The organism is Streptomyces sp. NPDC002403, from assembly GCF_053593015.1.
In genome coordinates this window covers 1-18,572 of sequence record NZ_JBSFBQ010000095.1, presented here as the reverse complement: position 1 = coordinate 18,572, position 18,572 = coordinate 1, and the positions used below count along the sequence as shown (strand labels likewise).

Here is an 18,572-nt window from a genome sequence, read left to right as displayed (position 1 = left end):
TCCTTGACGGCTCCGGCGGGGCCCTCGGTGGCGAGTTTCTTCGCGACGGGGACGGAGGACTCGACGGCGGTCATGGCCTGGTCGGGGATGCCCTTACGGGTGATGCGGGCGCGGATGTTGGCCCAGGTCAGGCCGAGGAGGGAGCCGATGAGCTGGATGATGCCCTTGAGGTCGAACTTCTGCGGGAGTTCGAGGCCCGCTTTGACCGCGGTGCCCAGCAGCCAGGACACGACACCTGTCTTGAGGTGTTCGGCGACGTTGGTGATGAAGAGGTTGAGGCCGGCGCCGACCGCCCTGACGAAGTTGCCCAGGAACCCGATGGGGTCCTTGATGATCTTCATGATCGCGGAGGCGGCCTTGGCGAGGATGCCGAGCAGGAGGTTCTTCAGCTCGTTGATCGTCTTGATGACGCCGACGATTGCGTCCTTCGCCTTGTCGATCAGCCCCTTGTTGGCTTCCTGGAGTTTCTTGATCTCCTCGTCGACCTTGTTCAGCGCGGCGGTGTACTTCGTGGCCAGGTCCTGGACGAGCTGTTCGGACTTCTCGTTCACCGTGGCTTCGAGGTCGTCGAACTTTCCCGCGAAGTCCTTCGCCGCGTCCTCACCGAACTCGCGCAGGTCCGCGGGGAGTTTGTCGACCTCGGCCTTCAGCTCCGACCGCCCCTTGGCGATACGGGCCTTCGCCCTGCCGAGCTCGGCGCCGATGATGTCGGCCACGGACGAGATGACGCCCTGCATCCGGGAGACGTAGAGCTTGCGGGCCTCCTGGTAGAGGTTGTTGGCCTCCTTGGGCAGGCCCGCGAACTTGTCCTTGACCCAGCGGGCCTTGCCCGTCCACCCCGAATACCGCTTGTCCTTGTACGCCTTCATCCGACGCTTGTGGTCGGCGGTGAACGCGTCCCGGGCCGCCTTCTCGCCCGAGGTGAACTTGTCGTCGACCTTCTTGTCCAGCCCGGACAAGGTCTCCTCGACGTCCTTCTTCGTCCCGTCGTAGACCTTCTGGAGCTTCGCCGTCACCTCGGCGCGCTTCTTCTCGTCCTTCGACTTCGTCTCGCCCTTGCCGCCGTCGACCTGCTTGCCCGCCGAAGCCCGGGTCGCGGTCAGCGCGTTCATCGCCTGCGCCCCGGAGGCCGCCGCCCCCGCCTTCGCAGTACTCAGCTGCTGGGCCTCGGCCGCCCTGCCCTTGGCGGGAGCCTTCGCAGAATCGGTCTCGGCGGTCTTCTTCGCCGAGAGCGCCTGGTCGAACTCGGGCTCGTTGCCCTTGGCGAGCTGGTCCTCGGTGACCTCCGCGTCCGCCATCGCCTTGTCGTTGGCCGCCGGCCCCTCGGAGAAGTCCGTCACGGAGGCCGGCTGTTGAGCGGGCACGGCATCCACCGCGGACGGAGCACCGGGATTGCCCGGCGCCTGATCCGAGGTCATCGGCGTGACGGGCTTGTCCTTGGCCGCCGACGTATCGGGCGGGGCCTTCGTCGCCGTGTCGATGTCCTTGGCCGAGGACTCCTTCCCGTCCTTGACCTTCCCGTCGACCTCACCCTTGATCCTGTCCGCCTTACCGGACTTGGAGAACTTGTCGGCGTCGTCGAGATTCTTCGGGGCCTGGGCGTCGATCGCCTTGTTCACCGCGTCGATGAACGCCTGCTTGTTGAACTCACCGGGCTTGGCGGCGTTCATCTTCTCCGCGTTCGCCGCCTTGCCCTGCGCCTCCTTGTCGTCCGGCGGCGCCACCGCCGCGTCCTGCGCCGACTTCGACTCGGCGGCAGCGGGAGCGTGATGGGACAGGCGGACCTTCTTCGCCGCCACATCCGCCTTGACCTTGCGGAAACCGGACGCCTGGGCCGGAGCCGGCTTCACCGGCGCCGTATACCGCTGCGCGACCAGCCGCGACACGGCCGCGTTCCCCGCCGCACGCTGCAGACGCTGAAGACCACGCGGGTCCGGGACGGGGCGCCCCCCGGACGGCCGACGGGGCGGGGGTGCCTGCGAACGAGACACTTCGGGCGTGACTGTCACGTCCTCCCGCTGGGGTGCACCCCCACGGCCGGCAGCGGAGGCGGGGTCCTTCTCCGGAACCTCCCTCATCCGCCCTCCCGGCCGCACCTGTGCCCTGTCGCCGTCCCAGGGTGTGCGCAGCACCCACGCGGTACGCAGAACAGGCGCACCGCGCCCGGGGCAGGGACCACCGGCACCTACGGCACGAGGGCCCTGCCCGATCGGGCAGCGTCCGCTGCCCGGGAGGGCGGCCGGGCATCTGCTCCCGGAATCCACAGGAGCACCCGTCTCCGGAGCCGCACAGATAAAAGAAATCCACCGAGCGACCCGAAATCCGTAGGGTTCTGCCATGCCCGAACTCCAGCGCCTACGCCCCGACCACGCATCTGCCCTGCTCACGTTCGAGCAGGAGAACCGCGCGTTCTTCGCCGCGTCCGTACCGGACCGGGGCGACGCCTACTTCACCGACTTCGACGCCCGCCTCTCCGCCCTGCTCACCGAACAGGCCGCCGGAATCTGCCACTTCCACGTCCTGGTCGACACCGACGGCGAGATCCTGGGCCGCTTCAACCTGGTGGATGTCGAGGACGGCTCCGCCGATCTGGGCTTCCGCATGGCCGAGAAGGCCGCCCGCCGAGGCCTGGCCACGGCCACCGTCCTCCACCTCTGCGCCCTGGCAGCCACCGAATACGCCCTGACCACCCTCCGCGCGGCAGCCGCCCTCGACAACACGCCCTCCCGCACGGTCCTGACCCGCACGGGCTTCGTCCCGACGGGAGAAGAGGTCCAGCTGAGCGGGCGGCCGGGCTTGGGGTACGCACGGGACCTGCGTACAGGTCCCGAGTACGGGGCCCGGTAGCCATCGTCCTCAGGCGGGGGCGAATGCGACCGGTGGTTTGTCAGTCCCACTTGATACAACTGCATGCGTAGCTGGCAAGGTGAGGGGATTGCGTCATGCCCAACGAAGTGGCAGGCAACACGGCTCCGATCGCTGGGCTGTACGAGACGCTAATCACCCAACGCCTCGAAGATCGCATGAAGCAGTTCGACTCCGCGGGCTGGCGCTCCATCGACGAAGTGGTGGGCGCTGAATCTGTACCAACCGTGCTGACTCGCCACATTGCCGGCGTCGTGCGACGAGTCCTCCAGGGCCTCTCACCTGCGGAGCAGGTGGTTGCCGCGAACCACATCCTGGATTCGCTCAGCACCATCGAAGGCTCGACCGAGTGGATTGACCTCGTCATCGAAGGGCCGCGACAGCTACTTGCGGTCGCAGAGCCAGAGGTTCCCGGTGTCTACGCGATTCGCCCGGCAACGCCGCTCTCTGAGACAGCGCTGATCACCAATTCCCCCGAAGACCCGAGCCTGGGCTTTGAGCTTCGAGCCGAGTTGGCTACGGCAGACCGCATCGACCTTCTCTGCGCCTTTGTGAAGTGGCATGGACTGCGAGTCCTTGAGCAGTCGCTCGCCTCCGCGCGCGATCGAGGCGTCCCTATCCGCGTGCTCACAACCACCTACATCGGTGCAACCGAGCGCCGCGCGTTGGACCGTCTGGTCCGTGAATTCGGCGCTGAAGTGAAGGTCAACTACGAGCTCCGCTCGACTCGCCTGCACGCCAAGGCATGGCTTTTCCGTCGCAGCAGTGGCTTCGATACGGCGTACGTGGGCAGTTCGAACCTGTCCAAGGCTGCATTGCTCGACGGGCTCGAATGGAACGTGCGACTTTCGTCAGTTGCTACGCCTCCGGTCATCCGTAAGTTCGAGGCCACATTTGATGCGTACTGGAGCGAGCGCTCCTTCGAGCCGTACGACCCTGACAGTGACGCTGCACGACTCGATGAAGCCCTCTCTCAGGCCGGTGGCTCACACCGGAGCGAAGGGCCCGCCATCACACTCTCTGGACTCGAAGTCCGCCCATACCCCCACCAACGCGACATGCTGGAACGCCTCGAAGTGGAACGCATCGTCCACGACAGGCACCGCAATCTCCTTGTTGCGGCTACGGGCACCGGCAAGACCGTGATGGCGGCACTGGACTTCAAGCGCCTGCGGCGGACGCTGGGCCGTGATCCGCGCCTGCTCTTCGTCGCTCACCGCAAGGAGATCCTGGAACAGTCTCTGCGCGTCTACCAGAACGTTCTGGTGGACGCGAACTTCGGCGAGCTCCTGGTCGGTGGGGAGATCCCAGATAACTGGACACACGTCTTCGGTAGCGTCCAATCACTCCACTCGCGTGCGCTGGAGAGCCTCGCCCCAGATCACTTCGATGTCATCGTGATCGACGAGTTCCATCACGGCACCTCCCCGACGTACCGGAGGATCCTGGATCACTTCGAGCCTCGGGAGCTTCTTGGGCTGACGGCAACCCCGGAACGCATGGATGGCCTGAACATCCAGGATGAGTTCTTTGACGGCCGGATCGCCGCAGAGATGCGCCTTTGGGAAGCGCTGGAGAACGACCTCCTCAGCCCCTTCCACTACTTCGGCGTCACCGACAACACCGACATGAGCGCTATCGCCTGGAAGCGGGGATCGTACGACGCCACGGACCTCAGCAATCTCTTCACTGGCAATGACGCACGAGCCAGGCTCGTCGTGCAGGCCGTGAGGGACAAGGTTGCTGACCCCGGCTCGATGCGTGCCTTGGGCTTCTGTGTGTCAGTCGCGCATGCAGCCTTCATGGCCGACTTCTTCCGCCGAGCCGGCCTCAACGCGGTGGCCCTGTCAGGCGAGACCCCACGCCATGAGCGCAAGGAATCCCTGGACAGGCTCAAGGCAGGAACGCTCCAAGTCATCTTCTCTGTCGACCTGTTCAACGAGGGCCTCGACATCCCTGACGTCGACACCCTGCTCCTTCTGCGTCCCACCTCCAGCGCCACTGTATTTCTGCAGCAGTTGGGGCGGGGCCTGCGGCGGACTGAGGACAAGGCAGTCCTCACGGTCCTGGACTTCATTGGCCAGCACCGCAAGGAGTTCCGCTTCGAGGAGCAGTTCCGCGCGCTGACCAACCTCACCCGTAATCGTCTGCTCTCCAACATCGAGCATGACTTCCCGCAGTTGCCTTCTGGTTGCCAGATCATCCTTGAGTCAAAGGCCAAGGAACTGATCATTGACAACATCCGCAGCCAGATCAGCGTCAACGTCACACAACTTGCCCGCGAGGTTGCCGACTACGCCGAGCCGCGACTCGCCAGCTACCTCCGGGAGAGCCGTCGCGAGCTCAAGGAGTTGTACCGGGGCAACGGAAACTCATGGACGGGTCTACTCCGCCGGGCCAAGCTTCTCCCCGCATCCGGGCCAGACGGTGAAGCCTCACTGCTGAAGCGCGTCTCAGCTTTCCTCCACGTTGATGACCCGCTTCGAGTCGCCGCGTACAGCAAGCTGCTCACCGATGATGCACCCGTGTACAGCGATCTCAGCGAGCAAGAGCAGGCCTTCGCCCGGATGTTCTTCTTCTCGCTGTGGCCACTGGGCGGCAGCTTCAACAGCTACCAGGAGGGCTTCGACACTCTCCGCCCGCAACACGCCTTCCGCGACGAACTCCGACAGGTCCTCGCTCACGTTCTCGACCAGGCTGACCACGTACCCGTCCCGCTGCTCGGCGAGCATGCGAGCCTAGCGCTGTCGGTCCACTCCTCGTATAGCCGCGAAGAGATCCTCCCCGCCCTCGGACAGTCCTACCTGGGGGGCTTCATGCCGGGGCACTTCCGCGAGGGCGTGAAGTGGTGCGAGAACATCCAGACCGATGCACTGCTCATCACCCTCGAAAAGGACGAGAAGGACTTCTCACCGGAGACTCGCTACAAGGACTACGCCCGGAACGAGCACCTGTTCCACTGGGAGTCCCAGAACCAGACCTCAGAGACGTCCCCCACCGGCATCCGCTACCAGAACCACAAGGAAGGAGGCACCCACGTCCTCCTCTTCGTCCGCCGATACAAGAAGACGGACATCGGCGGGCCTCAGCCGTGGATGCTCCTTGGCCCTGCCGAGTACGTCGAACACAAGGGCAGCAAGCCCATGGGGATCGTCTGGGACCTCCGTCACGAGATGCCAGCTGACGTGTGGACCTACTCAGCGATCGCCGCGGGTTAGCGATCCGGTTCGCCTATGCGCCAGAAGCGGCGATGCGCTCGCAGGAATCGCTTCCTAATGTGGTGCCGTTCCACCGTCCTCAACGGAATCGAACGCGGGGTCAGGCCTTCTGCATAGCGATCCACAACATGGAGATCATCGGTCAGGTAGAGGGCGCCACGGTCGAGTCGCACGTGGCAGTTAGGGCATAGACACAAGACGTTCCCCTCGACATCAGGCCCCCCGGCCGAGCCGCCAAGTGCTTGTATGTGCGCTCCCTCGGCGTAGCTCTTGCCCTCGGCCCCAACTGTCAGCGCCAGGCCACAGATCTGGCATGTGTACTCATGCCACCGCTTGACCCGGCGAACAACAGCCGTGTCTCGGACGATGCGTTCGACCGTGGTCGTCCGGCGCCGCGTAGCCGTCTCAGGCTCGTCAGCGCTGTTCTGGCCAGCCGCACCTTCGTCTTGTTGGTCGAGGACATCTCGGAGCTGCTGCTCAATGGGCGTAAGTTCCTGCGCTTCAGCTGGGAGGCGACGCAGTCTGAACCGACAGATCCGAAAGCCTGCCTTGCCGACTTCGGTCCACTCCTCGGCAACCTCGTAGAGACCGTCATATCGGTACCCGCTCGCAGGAGAGTAGTCTCGCTCCCCCTCACTGCCTCGGATGACCCGTATGGGGTGAGCCGATATCCGACTCCTCCGAAGACCCGCGTTCCCCCGGTTCTCCCAGGTCTGATCCTCGATCTGCCGACCAGTGTTCCGATCCCGGCCACCAGCGCCTGTGTAGATGACCTCATCCCAATTGTCAAGATCGTCTTCATAGCCCTGATTTAGCACGATCGCATCAGCGGCCCTCTCCCCGCCGGCGTCAAGCCCCCACGAGATTCCCGCCTCGCGCTCCTTGTGAAGCTTGGCATCCTTGACAGCCTGCCGGGATTCAAAATGGACGCCCGGAGGAAACTGATCCACATGTCCGAAGAACGCTCTGTACGCAGCCATGCGAACATGCTTCCGAGCATTTGATCAATTTCAATCACTCTTGCCCCATCGCGAGGCCGAGTGGCCTGATCCACTTGTCACTTGTCTTGAAAGCAACCACTAGTTGAGTCGTTACGAGACCGCGGAGGGCCCCTCGCCGCGCGCGCAGCCAGAGGGAGACGTCAGCCATCGACTTGAGCTACTCACTGGGATGAGCCTCAGCACCCTCGTGAAGGGACACGAGTAGCTTCGCGCCCCTCCCCACCGTTTGCGACAGGCCACACGGACGCAGAGCGCTTTACGCCAGGTCAACCACCGCGGCCTCGAAGTGCGTTTGCGCGCAGTCGAGGGCGTCGTCCGGATCGCAGCCATGGGCGCGGAGCCAATGGAGAAGGTCGACAATTAGGTCGATTGCCAACTCCCTCCCCAAGGCCAAGCTCAGCCGGTGACGACGGGCACTCACTCGGATGCTCCCGAGCCCGCAGAGATTCAACAAGGCTTCGGCCTTGGCAACTTGCGGGCTGTCAACGTGATCACTTGATGACCGAAGGCCAGTGGGCAACTCACACCAAGTGACTTTTGAGTCACCCCGAAGGATGACGCCCCAGCGATCCGCCACGGCGTCCACGAGAGCCATCCCCCTCCCCGCCTCACTCCCCTCCGCTGCCGCAACGAGTGTTGGAATTCCTTGCAGATCAGGGTCGCTCACTTCGACGCGAAGGCGGTCGTCATTCATAGAGACGGCCAGACAACACGGCGTACCTGGGCCCACGTGCGTAACCACGTTTGCGACCAGTTCCGTAACGCAGATCTGCGCCGCATGGACAACCCCCGGCAAACCCCAGAGCTCTAGGTGCAATCGCATCACTCGCCGCAGGCCGGCGAGCTCTTCAGCCTCGGCCAGGAACGCCAGGTCCCATGCCTTTCTGTCCATCTCAAAACGACACTCGCCCATGCCAATCACCCCTGCACTACGAGATGGTCACCGTATGCGCCCATCGCCTCTCATACCGTGACAGTGAAACTCTCAAAATGGAACTCTCATCTAGCCTCGGTGGGAGCACACCACTCAACGCACGCCCCCGAAGTGCGCTGCCTTGCTCAATGCGCTCCACACGATGCACGCTCATGAGGATCAACGCGAGGGGCCACAGCCATGCCAGTCGGACCGACCACCCGTAGACGCCAACTCGGCGCAGACCTGCGCCGCCTGCGCGAACACAGAGGCCTCACGCTGGAAGAGGCCGGAGCTCGGGTTGGCATCTCCAAGGCAACCTTGAGCCGTTACGAGAAGAAGGAAGGCACGGTCAAGTGGCCAGCCGTCGACGCCCTGTGCCGCGAGTATGGTGCTTCCGACCAGGAGCGTGCATCGCTGGTCGAGCTGGCCAAGGGAGCCAAAATTCAGGGCTGGTGGCGCTCGTTGGCCGACCCGATTCCCGAGTCGATGAACCTCATGCTGACGCTCGAAGACGAGGTGATCAGCGAGGACCACTACGCCTGCATGTACGTGCCCGGCCTGCTTCAGACACGCCAGTACGCAGAAGCGGTGCATCGCGCCTCGGAGAGGCGATGCACTGACCAGGAGATCCGCCACATGGTGGACATCCGCATGAGGCGGCAAGAACTCCTCGCTCGGGCCGAGCCACCGCACATCTGGGCAGTAATTGATGAAGCAGTCATCCGGCGCATCGTGGGTGGCCGCGAGGTCATGCGGGAGCAGCTGAAGCATCTGTGCGAACTCGCCACCCAGCCGCACATCACTGTGCAGATACTGCCGTTCGAAGCAGGTGCTCACGCAGCAGCGGTCGGCAGCTTCGTCGTCCTTGGTGGCCCCGCACCCGAACTTGACGTCGTGTACGTGGACATCATCGGCGGTGGCCTCTTCATGGAGAAGCCGCAGGAACTTGCGCGCTATAAATTGGCGTTCGAGTACCTGCGTGCGCAGGCGTTGGATATCGATCTGTCTGCCGCGCTCCTGAATCGAGTCTGTGGGGAGCTTTGATGGATCAGGGACAAGCACGCTGGTTCAAGTCGTCGTACAGCGGCGGAAGCGGCACAGAGTGTGTCGAGGTCGCAGACCTGGCGTCGGTCATCGGTGTGCGTGACTCGAAGCGGCCCCGGGAGGCTCGGCTGATGGTGCAGCGAGGCGCCTGGGCCGAGTTCGTACGGAGCTTGCGAAATTCCGAGTGCAGGGTCCTCACAGAGCACGCGTAGCCACGAGGCACGTCAGCGACCGTCGATGCTCCGACGTGCCTGGGCGATCACGTGTTGGGCCTCGGCTCCGAACACGGCGGATTCGCTCAGTGTCTGCCACACCCGCTGGTACGTGGTGACGGAATCGGCGTCGTCCAACCACAGCTCCGCGTGCCAGTCCTCGGTGACCACGAGGCGGCCGTCGAAGCACCAGAAGCCGTTGGCCGGAGGGACCTTCACCGGCGCGTGGAGGGGGACGATCCCGAGGTGGACGGTGTCCATGCCGATGACTCCTGCCAGGCGGTCCAGCTGGGCGGCGAGTACGTGGGGAGGGCAGATCAAGGTGTGCAGTGCGGCTTCCCAGATGAGGACGTGGAGTCGTTTGCCCGGGCGGTACAGCCACTCCTGCCGCTTCATTCGGGACCGGACGGCTGCTTCCGTGTCTCGGGCCGAGTTCTGAAGCTCCGCGTACCTGAGGAAGACATGGCGCGCGTAGTCGGCTGTCTGGAGCATGCCCGACACCATGGCCGGTTCCCACTCGTGGATGGTCGTGGCACCGGCAACCAGTTCGTTCCAGGTGTCCTGCACCGGGCGGTGGCCGGAAGCGAGCTGCCGTCGCCATGAGCGTACGTGTGACTCGAATCCACGTAGGCGGGCTTTCAGTTCCTCGCACACCTCCGGATGGCCGGTGGCAACGGCCCACAGCCGCAGGTCCTCGGGGGACGCGGTCTGACGGCCGTTCTCCAGCTTGCTGATCTTGGACTGGGTCCATCCCAGGCGCGCAGCCAGTTCTGCACCGGTGAGCCGCCCACCTGGGCACGTGGTGCGCAGCTCCCGGAGCCTGGTGCCCAGGGCCGCCCGTGCCTGTTGGTAGTCCGTACTCACCGGTTCAGCGCAGCTTTCAGTCGAGCCGATCGATGTCGGTCGCGAAGATCTCATGCGGGACCGCGTGATGCCATGCTGCGTCGCGGGCCAGGGAGCAGCGCACCACTTCTGCCGGCTCGGTGATGAGTTCGACATCCATGAGCTGATCGTCGGGTCCGAAGTTCAGCCGCGCCACGAGTCGCGAGTCGAAGATCCAGAAGTCCTCCTCCGGCAGGCCGAACCGTGCCGCTTCATTCCTCCGCATATTTCTGATGTCCTCGCCGAGGAGGGTGTTTCGCTTGGCGTTGTCGAGGAGGTAGAGCTGACCGGGGGTCGGCGGGGCGTCGACGATGCGGACTCGTTCGACCCGTTTGCCCTGCGCCGTCTGGGCTCGGATCATGGCGCAGTACGGATCTTCGAAGTCCCAATCTGCGGTACCGGTCTCGGTGAACTGCCGGTAGGTGTCGGCGCCTTCGTCGCTTGCGTAGCGCCGCCGGGTCTCCAGTCGCCATGCCGTGTGCTTGAACGTCCTGAACAGGTTCTCGAACTCGTCCAGGTCAATGATTCTCGCTACCCGGGTGGCGTCCCTCGGCGCATAGTCGACCAGGAGTTCCCTCGGTACGACGACGGCCACTTCACCGTCCGACAGGTGCTGCAGCTGGGCCACGTCCTCGGGATCGCTGAGTGGTGGTCCATGAACGATGACTTCGCGGCTGTCGAGATCCTCGTGGAGCGAAGGGCATCCCGTGCCGCCGCTGCCCGTGCCGTTGAACCGCAGTCTGCGTGCCATGCCGACCTGCCTCCCGTTCGGAATCTCTCCCGGCTGAAGGGTCTCCGCTGCCGTCCGGCAATGTCGATGCATGACTGGAGCCGACGCGAGAATATTCGAGAATATCGAGTCGCTCCGCCAACAGGGCTTGCCTAGCGTCTCCTTCGTGAGTGAACCCAGGACGACGATGGCCGCGCCAGTGCACACGGTGACCCCTCCAGCTGCGCCCCAACCCAAGGCTGGGTGCGATGTGTGCGGAGCGCTCGTACGAGAACGCAAGAGGGCTGCCGGATCGAGTGACTGGTCAACGGTCACCGACTGCAATGTTGAACTGCGGCGACACCAGGATGAGCACCCGTGACGGCCTTCCGGGTGCGCACCGCGTACCGCTACGTTCTGCATCGCATCACCGAGCACCCGGATACGGACACCACGTTCGAAGCCGAATGCCTCTGGTGCAGCTGGGCCGCGGCGCCTTCGACGGACTCGGCGAGCGTCGATGTGGAGTGCATGGGCCACACCGGGCTCAGCGGACACAAGAGCTTTCGTCGTATCCGAACGTCGTTCGCCGTGGTTGTGCGCGACTGAGCCGAGGTGCACTCGACGGGCAGGAATTCGACTTCGACAATCCGGGGCGGATGTCCGGCACCGGTACGCGGGAGCTGACCGACCGGCCCATGGGCCGGAGCGACGGTCGGCACGTGTCCTTGCAGGTCTTCTTCAGTGACCCCGACAGCCGCAGCACGTACTACCTGGAGAAGGCGCGGCAGCCGTCAGGCCTCGCCCGGTAGCGCTGTCGCCGGTGTGGTGTTGATCCTTGCGAAGCGTTCTCGCCACGGCAGGGGATCGGGCTCCGGGGTGGGGGGTGCGGCGTACATGGCGTTCGCTGCGATCAGACGGCACCGGGTGCATTCCGTCTCGTCCAGCAGGGGGCGGAAGGTGTGTGCCTCGCCCGGGCCCTGGCATTCGATCAGTTCGCGGGGACGTGTGGGGTCATAGGACTCGGGGGACGTCCGGGGTTCGGGGAGTTTCTGGGCCAGGCGGTAGCGGAGGAAGCCGACGGCCGAGCGCACGCCCTCTCCCGGGCGTTCGGCGAGCAGGGCCTGGCGCAGGTCGGACTCGCTCAGGCCGCGCTCCAGCCACTTGACCGCATCGACGGCCAGCCTGGCGGCCTCGCGTACGCCCAGGTGCAGTTCGCGGCGGGAGTGGCGCAGGGAGAGCAGGACGCGTTCGGCGCGCGCCAGCAGGGCGGGGTCCGCCGTTGTTGGGGCCGGGTGGTCCGGTTCGCAGGGGTCAGCGGGTTCGGAGGGTGGGTGGGGAGTGGTTTCATCACTGTGGTCTTCTACCGGTTCATAGCCACCGGCCGTCCGGGCGCTCGGTACACCGACCGTCGGTAAGTGCCTGCTCGGTGGCACCGCGACGGGCGAGGCGGCCGGTGCGGTTCCTCGTACGTGGGCCGCCTGCTCGCTCGACAGGGCGCTGTTCGTGACGAGTTGCTCGGTGACCCAGCGGCCGCCGTCGGCCTGGCTGCGCCACTCGTGTACGTAGCCGTTCTCGACCAGCAGCCGCTTCGCCTTCTGGTACGCGCGGCCCTTGATGCCCAGCTTCTGGGCCAGTTCGCCCAAGGGCTTGAAGGTGGCACCGTCGGGGAGGCCCTGTACGTACAGGAGCAGGATCTTCGCGTCGCTGTTCAGACGCGGGTGGCGGATGACATCGTTCGATGCCTTCGTATAGCGCGCAGAGGGCGCGATAGCATGACGCAACATTTCCGGTGGCCTCTGGATTCCACTGGTGGTGTAGGCCCTCGGAATGGTGTTGGTGCACCGCCGGGGGCCGCCCCATGTGCATGCGAACACACAGAGCGTGATGACGTCGTCACCGTACCGCACCCTCTTCGCATGATGCGCCCGCCGGAAGAACGATGGTCCGATCGAGGGTGACCGACGCGCCATCACAACCACATACAGTCACATTACCGATACAGACAGTAACTTCTCTTCGGGGTGGAGACCCCCCTCCCCACCGTGGAATCCACGGTTCTCGGTCAGCCCTTTGGAGAGACGAAGAGATGACGACCAGGTTCCAGCGCCCCGGCAGACTGGCCCGCGTGGCCGCCACGGCAGCCGCGGCTGCGGCCATCGCCCTGCTCCCCGGCACCGGCACGGCCGACGCCGCCCCCAGCCACCTGCCGCCCGGTGTGATCAAGCTCAAGGACGGCGAGCCGTGCCCGCCGGCCACCCTGTGTCTGTACCGCGACTACAACAACCGGGGTCCGGCCTACGGCGTCGGCGCCGGCTACGACGTCGACCTGCGCGAGCTGCCCATGAGCGGTGGCGTCAACGGACCCACCGCGGCCAACGAAGTCTCCTCCTGGGTAAACAACACCAGCCACCTCACCATTCTCATCGACAGGGACAAGGACCAGTTCCGTCCGCTGTACCCGCACCAGTCCCTCCAGGAGCCCCGGGAGACGAACGACACGGTCGACTTCATCGCCTGGGCGTAGCACCGGCCGCGACCGGCCGGATCCGCGTTCCGGATGGCTGAGCAGGGTCGGGGACCGAAGTGACAGCTGTCGCTCCCCTTCTGGTCCCCGACCCCCTTCCGGTCCCCGGCCCCTTCCGGTCCCCGGCCCCCTGCCGAGAGACCTGCGGGCGGTCCGGCGCACAGATCACTGCGCGCGTTCGAGTCAGGCTCGCCACGCCCGTGATGTCTCGTGAGCGTGCCCCGCTTCGGAGCCGCATGGGCTCCGCCGCCGTGCAGGCGGAGGACGTTCGCGGATCGGCCCGGGTCAGATGGGGAACCCGAGGGGGTTTCCCGTTCTTGGAACGATCGGTGCTTGCCCCCGTGGCAACCGCCTCGGGAGCATCGGTCCGGGCAGGCACAACCCGTCGACTCTGCTGGCACAATTTGCCCTGCTAGGAGAAGAGACGGCCGTCGTGACCTCGGCCACCATGCTGGAGGTACCGATGACCGGCGAAGGCCGCAGCGCTCCCGCCGCCCCCGCCGCCCCGACGGGTCCGGCCTGGTTCATGGCCAATGAACTGCTTGCGTTCGTCGTCGAGTTGGCGGCGCTGGGAGCCCTGGCCTGGTGGGGGTCGGTCACGGGGGGCGGTGTGGTCTCCCGGGTGCTGCTGGGGGTCGGGGCGCCTGTGGTCGCCGCCGTGGTGTGGGGGATGTTCGCCGCGCCCCGGGCCCGCTTCCGGCCGCCGCTCGTGGGGGTTCTGCTGGTCAAGGCGGTGGTGCTCGGGTGCGGTGTGTACGCGGTGCACGCGGTGGGGCATTCGGGGGCGGCGGTGGTCTTCGGGGTGGTGGTGGTCGTGAACACGGGGCTGGCGGAGACCTTCCGGCGACGCGGTCCGGTCGCGTCCGGCTGACGTGGCCGGGTGGACCCCGGTCGACTTCGTTGCCTGCCCGTATGACCGTGGCCCGGCCGCTGGAGTTCGTCCGAGCGGCCGGGCCACGGTGGCGTCAAGCGTGCCGGGTCAGATCAGGCCCTGTGCCAGCATCGCGTCCGCGACCAGCTCGAAGCCGGCGATGTTCGCGCCGACCACGTAGTTGCCGGGGCTGCCGTAGCGCTCCGCGGTGGTGTGGCAGGAGTCGTGGATGTGGCGCATGATCTCCGCGAGGCGCTCCTCGGTGTGGGAGAAGGTCCAGGAGTCGCGGGAGGCGTTCTGCTGCATCTCCAGCGCGCTGGTGGCCACGCCGCCCGCGTTGGCCGCCTTGCCGGGTGCGAAGGCGACGCCCGCCTCCTGGAGGACGCGGACGGCCTCCGGTGTGGTGGGCATGTTAGCGCCCTCGGCGACCGCCTTCACGCCGTTGCGCACCAGGGCCACGGCGTCGGCCTCGTGGAGTTCGTTCTGGGTGGCGCAGGGCAGGGCCACGTCGCAGGGGACGTTCCAGACGCCGGTGCCGGGGACGTACTTGACGTGCTCGCCGCGGCGTTCCGCGTAATCGGAGACACGGCCCCGGCCGGCCTCCTTGATCTCCTTGAGGAGGGCGAGGTCGATGCCCTTCTCGTCCACGACGTAGCCGTTGGAGTCGGAGCAGGTCACCACGGTCGCGCCGAGCTGCTGGGCCTTCTCGATCGCGTAGATCGCGACATTGCCCGAGCCCGAGACGACGATGCGCTGGCCGTCGAGGGACTCGCCCCGGCTGCGCAGCATCTCGGCGGTGAACAGGACGCAGCCGTAGCCGGTCGCCTCGGTGCGTGCCTGGGCGCCGCCCCAGCCGAGGCCCTTTCCGGTGAGTACGCCGGACTCGTAGCGGTTGGTGATCCGCTTGTACTGGCCGAACAGGTAGCCGATCTCCCGGCCGCCGACGCCGATGTCACCGGCGGGGACATCGGTGTACTCGCCGAGGTGGCGGTGGAGTTCGGTCATGAACGACTGGCAGAACCGCATGATCTCGGCGTCCGAGCGGCCCTTGGGGTCGAAGTCCGCGCCGCCCTTGCCGCCGCCGATGGGCATGCCGGTGAGCGCGTTCTTGAAGATCTGCTCGAAGCCGAGGAACTTCACGATGCCGAGGTTGACCGAGGGGTGGAAACGGAGCCCGCCCTTGTACGGTCCCAGCGAGCTGCTGAACTCGACGCGGAAGCCGCGGTTCACGTGGATGTCGCCGGAGTCGTCGGACCACGGCACCCGGAAGATGAGCTGGCGCTCGGGCTCGCAGACGCGCTCGATGATCCTTGCGTCCACGAACTCGGGCCGCTTCGCGAGGACCGGGCCGAGGGTTTCGAGGACCTCTCGTACCGCCTGGTGGAATTCCTTCTCGCCCTGGTTGCGCCGGAGGATCTCGGCGTACAGCGGCTCGATGACGCGGCTCTCGGTGGCGTGCGGGGTTACGGAATCAGGGGTGGCCTGCATCAGGTTCAAGACCTTCCGTCGATGGGCATCGCGCGCGAAGACGCCCCCCGTCCCAGGGGGCGCCAGCGGTCCCCCCTCCCCATTGAGGGCGTCGCCCAGACATCGCACGCTCTGCGGCTCACGGAAGCGACGTACAGAACCGTTGTGGCATATGTATTCTCCCAGTCGCTCCGGAGGTTCTTTCAAGTGGACCCGTGCAACGGGGCCCGATCTCTACGGCCGGGCCTCGCGGCGCAGCATCCACAGCCCCGTTCCGGACGCGAGGACGACCGCTCCGGAGACCACGCTCAGCGCGATGTGCAGCCCGTTGTCCTCCATCATGTTGAGCGAGACGTTCGCGGCGATCGCCGCGCAGAGCACGGTCCAGAGCAGTGCCTTCATGGGGTTCCTCCGTGGCATGGCCGGGTGATGCCTCCATCCTGCTGGCGCGGGACAGCCTCCACGATGGGCCGGTCCCCCGGATGCGTGGTGTAGCCAGCTGTACCACGGTGCCGGTGGCCCTAGGGTTTGCCGGGTGTGGATCACCGAGGGCACCGGGACGCGCGACCGGGAACGCGACAGTCGGGGCGTGCGGGGCCCCACCGGAGCCGACCCGGGTCCGGCGCGGTGGTGGGTGCCGGGTGTCGCCGTGCTCGTCGTCGTGCCGCTGTACGTGCTGTGGGCGTGGGTGCTGGCCACCGGCGGCGGTGACCTGGCGGCGCAGTTCGCCTGGGCCGGCTTCGCCGCCCGGCATCCGGGGTCCGCGTACAACCTCTCCTGGTACGGCGGGATGCACACCGCCAACTACAGCCTGCTGACGCCGCCGCTCATGGCGGCGTTCGGGGTGCGGGCGGTGACCGTCGCGGCGGGGCTCAGCGGGTCGTGGGCGCTGGGGCGGCTCTGTGTACGGGGCGGGGTGCGGTGGCCGGCCGCGGTCGCGGTGCTGGGTTCGCTGACGCTCTGGTGCAATGTCGCGTCCGGCCGCACCACCTTCGCGCTGGGCGTCGCGATCGGGCTGGTCGCGCTGCTGTACGTACGGCGCGGTACGGGCCTCGCGGCCGGATGCGCGGCCGGATGCGCGGCGCTGGCGACGGCGGCGAGTCCGGTGGCGGGGCTGTTCCTGGTGGTGGCGGGCGCGGCGTACGGGCTGGACCGGCAGTGGCGGCGGGCGGCCGTGCTCTCCGCGCCGCCGTTCGTGGTGGTGGCCGCGACGACGGTGGTGTTCCCGTTCACGGGTGAGCAGCCGATGGCGGTGAGCAAGCTGTGGATGCCGTTGGCGGTCTGCGCGGTGCTGTGGCTCGCGGCGCCGCGCGAGGGCGGCTGGCGGGTGGTCCGTCTCGCGAGCCCGGTGTACGCGGCCGGCGTCGTGCTGACCTTCCTGATCCCCTCCCCCATCGGGACGAACGTGGAACGGCTGGTGGGCCTGTTCGGTCCGCCCGTGCTGTTGGCGGCGCTGTCGGCCGTCCTGATGAAGGGCCCCGGGTGGGCGCGGGGCGGCACGGCGGTGCGGGTGCAGGCCGTGCTGCTCGCCGGGATGCTGGCGTACAACTGCGGCTGGCTGGTCAACAAGACCGATGACGATCTGCGCGTCTCCAGCACCGTGCCCGCCTGGGCGGAGCACACCGGTGCGGTGGTCGCCGAGCTGCGCCGGCTCGGTGCCGAGCGGACCCGGGTGGAGGTCGTACCGGCCCGCAACCACCGCGAGGCGGCGGTGCTCGCGCCGTACGTGAACATGGCGCGCGGCTGGAACCGGCAGCTCGACGTGGAACGCGGGCGGCTGTTCTACGAGGGGAAGCCGACCCCGGCGGCGTACCGGGCCTGGCTGGACCGGTGGGCCGTGGGCCTCGTCGTGCTGCACGACGGCAGGCCGGACGGGCCGGCCGAGGCGGAGACGGCGCTCGTCCGGCGCGGCGCCGACTGGCTGGAGCCGGTGTGGCAGGACGCGCGCTGGCGGATCTACCGGGTGCGCGGGGCGGTACCGCTGGTCTCCGCGCCGGGCGCCGTCGTACGCGGGGACGACGCCTCCCTGGTGGTACGGATGCCCGCCGCCGGGTCGGTGACGGTACGGATCGCGTACTCGCCGTGGCTGCGGGCGGACGGCGGCGGGTGTCTGCGGCAGGACGGCGAGTGGACCCGGCTGACGGTGGAACGGGCCGGGGAGTACCGGCTGGACTCGCGCTACCGGCTGTGGCCGTCCGGATCCTGCTGACGGGGCGGGCGGGGCTTCTGACGGGGCGGGCGGGGCTTCGCGGGTACGGCCCCCGGGGTTCGGTCCGTCCCCGGGGTCAGTCCGTGACGCCCAGGTCCCGGCGCATCAGCTCGCGCATCGTGTCGAGGCAGGGGTCGGCCGCCTTCAGGTCCTCCAGGGCCTGTTCGACGCCCTCGCCCTCGCGGGCGACGCCCCGGTCGAGGCGTTTGACGGTGGCGTCGCCGGCGGCGAGCACCCGGTTGAGGTCGCGGGAGGCCTGCAGTATCCGTTCCGGGACGATCATCTGCGCCTCGGCGTAGCGGTCGCGGTGGTCGAGGCGGGCCTCTTCGAGCTGGGTGCGCTCCTGCTCCGTGTAGACGTCGTCACGGATGCGGTGCAGGGCGTCCTTGAGGAGGGTGTGGAACTGCCGGGAGGCCCGGTTCATGGCCGTGTACTGGGCGCGCCGCTCCTCGAACTTCCGCTGCTCGTCCGCCAGTCGGGCCTCCTCGGCGCGCTGGCGCACGGCCAGCCGTTGCGTGAACACCGGGGCGAGGAGGGTGCCGAGCACTCCGACTACTGCGGTGATCATGGCGGTGACGGCGGCGGTCATGGCTGCGAGCGTAGTGCGGGGCGGGGGCGGCATGAGCCGGGGCCTGCCCGGCCCCGGCTCAT

General features: G+C 66.9%; 17 protein-coding genes and 1 pseudogene. 9 read left to right on the top strand and 9 right to left on the bottom strand.

The window, feature by feature from the left end; translation table 11 throughout:
• Positions 1-1,877, bottom strand: a pseudogene (locus tag ACWCPY_RS41440) (hypothetical protein); the annotation flags it as partial.
• Positions 1,878-2,337: 460 nt separating this feature from the next.
• Between ACWCPY_RS41440 and ACWCPY_RS41435 the strand changes: the two are divergent.
• On the top strand, positions 2,338-2,847 hold the full coding sequence (locus tag ACWCPY_RS41435) for a GNAT family N-acetyltransferase (RefSeq protein WP_451274113.1): 510 nt from the start codon (positions 2,338-2,340) through the stop codon (positions 2,845-2,847).
• A 95-nt stretch (positions 2,848-2,942) separates the two neighbouring features.
• Positions 2,943-6,083, top strand: coding sequence for a DUF3427 domain-containing protein (locus ACWCPY_RS41430; RefSeq protein ID WP_451274111.1), 3,141 nt, complete (start codon positions 2,943-2,945; stop codon positions 6,081-6,083).
• Here the strand turns inward: ACWCPY_RS41430 and ACWCPY_RS41425 are convergent.
• Complete coding sequence (locus tag ACWCPY_RS41425; RefSeq protein ID WP_451274109.1) at positions 6,080-7,063, bottom strand: YDG/SRA domain-containing protein; 984 nt, start codon at positions 7,061-7,063, stop codon at positions 6,080-6,082. The two genes, ACWCPY_RS41430 and ACWCPY_RS41425, sit on opposite strands and share 4 nt — an antisense overlap.
• 277 nt (positions 7,064-7,340) lie before the next feature.
• Positions 7,341-7,976: an ATP-binding protein gene (locus tag ACWCPY_RS41420; protein ID WP_451274107.1), complete on the bottom strand. Its 636-nt coding sequence runs from the start codon at positions 7,974-7,976 to the stop codon at positions 7,341-7,343.
• A 222-nt stretch (positions 7,977-8,198) separates the two neighbouring features.
• Here ACWCPY_RS41420 and ACWCPY_RS41415 point away from each other — a divergent pair, with 222 nt between their 5' ends.
• Positions 8,199-9,044 (top strand): helix-turn-helix domain-containing protein, encoded by an 846-nt coding sequence (locus ACWCPY_RS41415; protein ID WP_451274105.1) that lies wholly within the window; start codon positions 8,199-8,201, stop codon positions 9,042-9,044.
• Complete coding sequence (locus ACWCPY_RS41410) at positions 9,044-9,256, top strand: DUF397 domain-containing protein (protein WP_451274103.1); 213 nt, start codon at positions 9,044-9,046, stop codon at positions 9,254-9,256. Before ACWCPY_RS41415 ends, ACWCPY_RS41410 begins: the two co-directional genes overlap by 1 nt.
• A 12-nt stretch (positions 9,257-9,268) precedes the next feature.
• On the opposite strand, the gene ACWCPY_RS41405 is transcribed toward ACWCPY_RS41410, so the two are convergent.
• Both ACWCPY_RS41405 and ACWCPY_RS41400 read right to left on the bottom strand, forming a co-directional pair.
• Entirely contained in the window at positions 9,269-10,120 is an 852-nt protein-coding gene (locus tag ACWCPY_RS41405) for a helix-turn-helix domain-containing protein (RefSeq protein ID WP_451274101.1), read from the bottom strand.
• Between the two features lie 16 nt (positions 10,121-10,136).
• Positions 10,137-10,889, bottom strand: a complete 753-nt coding sequence (locus ACWCPY_RS41400) for a DUF6879 family protein (protein ID WP_451274119.1) — start codon at positions 10,887-10,889, stop codon at positions 10,137-10,139.
• A gap of 336 nt (positions 10,890-11,225) precedes the next feature.
• Between ACWCPY_RS41400 and ACWCPY_RS41395 the strand changes: the two genes are divergently transcribed.
• Entirely contained in the window at positions 11,226-11,456 is a 231-nt protein-coding gene (locus ACWCPY_RS41395) for a DUF7848 domain-containing protein (RefSeq protein WP_451274099.1), read from the top strand.
• Between the two features lie 50 nt (positions 11,457-11,506).
• Positions 11,507-11,659, top strand: a complete 153-nt coding sequence (locus ACWCPY_RS41390) for a hypothetical protein (protein ID WP_451274097.1) — start codon at positions 11,507-11,509, stop codon at positions 11,657-11,659.
• Here ACWCPY_RS41390 and ACWCPY_RS41385 read toward each other — a convergent pair.
• Positions 11,642-12,634 carry a hypothetical protein gene (locus tag ACWCPY_RS41385; RefSeq protein ID WP_451274095.1) on the bottom strand — a complete coding sequence of 331 codons (993 nt, stop codon included), beginning with the start codon at positions 12,632-12,634 and terminating at the stop codon, positions 11,642-11,644. The genes ACWCPY_RS41390 and ACWCPY_RS41385 overlap by 18 nt on opposite strands.
• Before the next feature lie 302 nt (positions 12,635-12,936).
• Between ACWCPY_RS41385 and ACWCPY_RS41380 the strand changes: the two genes are divergently transcribed.
• Together ACWCPY_RS41380 and ACWCPY_RS41375 are read left to right on the top strand one after the other, a co-directional pair.
• Entirely contained in the window at positions 12,937-13,374 is a 438-nt protein-coding gene (locus ACWCPY_RS41380; protein ID WP_451274093.1) for a peptidase inhibitor family I36 protein, read from the top strand.
• A 463-nt stretch (positions 13,375-13,837) separates the two neighbouring features.
• Entirely contained in the window at positions 13,838-14,245 is a 408-nt protein-coding gene (locus tag ACWCPY_RS41375) for a YrdB family protein (RefSeq protein WP_451274117.1), read from the top strand.
• A 108-nt stretch (positions 14,246-14,353) separates the two neighbouring features.
• On the opposite strand, the gene gdhA is transcribed toward ACWCPY_RS41375, so the two are convergent.
• Positions 14,354-15,733 carry an NADP-specific glutamate dehydrogenase gene (gene gdhA, locus ACWCPY_RS41370; RefSeq protein ID WP_451274091.1) on the bottom strand — a complete coding sequence of 460 codons (1,380 nt, stop codon included), beginning with the start codon at positions 15,731-15,733 and terminating at the stop codon, positions 14,354-14,356.
• Between the two features lie 213 nt (positions 15,734-15,946).
• Positions 15,947-16,114, bottom strand: coding sequence for a hypothetical protein (locus ACWCPY_RS41365; protein WP_451274089.1), 168 nt, complete (start codon positions 16,112-16,114; stop codon positions 15,947-15,949).
• 232 nt (positions 16,115-16,346) lie between these two features.
• On the opposite strand from ACWCPY_RS41365, the gene ACWCPY_RS41360 reads away from it, so the two are divergent.
• On the top strand, positions 16,347-17,921 hold the full coding sequence (locus tag ACWCPY_RS41360; RefSeq protein ID WP_451274115.1) for a hypothetical protein: 1,575 nt from the start codon (positions 16,347-16,349) through the stop codon (positions 17,919-17,921).
• 76 nt (positions 17,922-17,997) lie between these two features.
• Here ACWCPY_RS41360 and ACWCPY_RS41355 read toward each other — a convergent pair.
• The coding region (locus tag ACWCPY_RS41355) for a hypothetical protein (protein WP_451274087.1) at positions 17,998-18,572 on the bottom strand (575 nt) is incomplete at its 5' end.

Excerpts from the sequence above, each read along its gene's own strand:
- gdhA (WP_451274091.1), bottom strand. The coding sequence starts at position 15,733 with ATGCAGGCCACCCCTGATTCCGTAACCCCGCACGCCACCGAGAGCCGC.
- ACWCPY_RS41430 (WP_451274111.1), top strand. The coding sequence starts at position 2,943 with ATGCCCAACGAAGTGGCAGGCAACACGGCTCCGATCGCTGGGCTGTAC.
- ACWCPY_RS41385 (WP_451274095.1), bottom strand. The coding sequence starts at position 12,634 with ATGTTGCGTCATGCTATCGCGCCCTCTGCGCGCTATACGAAGGCATCG.
- ACWCPY_RS41410 (WP_451274103.1), top strand. The coding sequence starts at position 9,044 with ATGGATCAGGGACAAGCACGCTGGTTCAAGTCGTCGTACAGCGGCGGA.
- ACWCPY_RS41400 (WP_451274119.1), bottom strand. The coding sequence starts at position 10,889 with ATGGCACGCAGACTGCGGTTCAACGGCACGGGCAGCGGCGGCACGGGA.
- ACWCPY_RS41390 (WP_451274097.1), top strand. The coding sequence starts at position 11,507 with ATGTCCGGCACCGGTACGCGGGAGCTGACCGACCGGCCCATGGGCCGG.
- ACWCPY_RS41375 (WP_451274117.1), top strand. The coding sequence starts at position 13,838 with ATGACCGGCGAAGGCCGCAGCGCTCCCGCCGCCCCCGCCGCCCCGACG.
- ACWCPY_RS41415 (WP_451274105.1), top strand. The coding sequence starts at position 8,199 with ATGCCAGTCGGACCGACCACCCGTAGACGCCAACTCGGCGCAGACCTG.
- ACWCPY_RS41425 (WP_451274109.1), bottom strand. The coding sequence starts at position 7,063 with ATGGCTGCGTACAGAGCGTTCTTCGGACATGTGGATCAGTTTCCTCCG.
- ACWCPY_RS41435 (WP_451274113.1), top strand. The coding sequence starts at position 2,338 with ATGCCCGAACTCCAGCGCCTACGCCCCGACCACGCATCTGCCCTGCTC.
- ACWCPY_RS41420 (WP_451274107.1), bottom strand. The coding sequence starts at position 7,976 with ATGGACAGAAAGGCATGGGACCTGGCGTTCCTGGCCGAGGCTGAAGAG.
- ACWCPY_RS41365 (WP_451274089.1), bottom strand. The coding sequence starts at position 16,114 with ATGAAGGCACTGCTCTGGACCGTGCTCTGCGCGGCGATCGCCGCGAAC.
- ACWCPY_RS41380 (WP_451274093.1), top strand. The coding sequence starts at position 12,937 with ATGACGACCAGGTTCCAGCGCCCCGGCAGACTGGCCCGCGTGGCCGCC.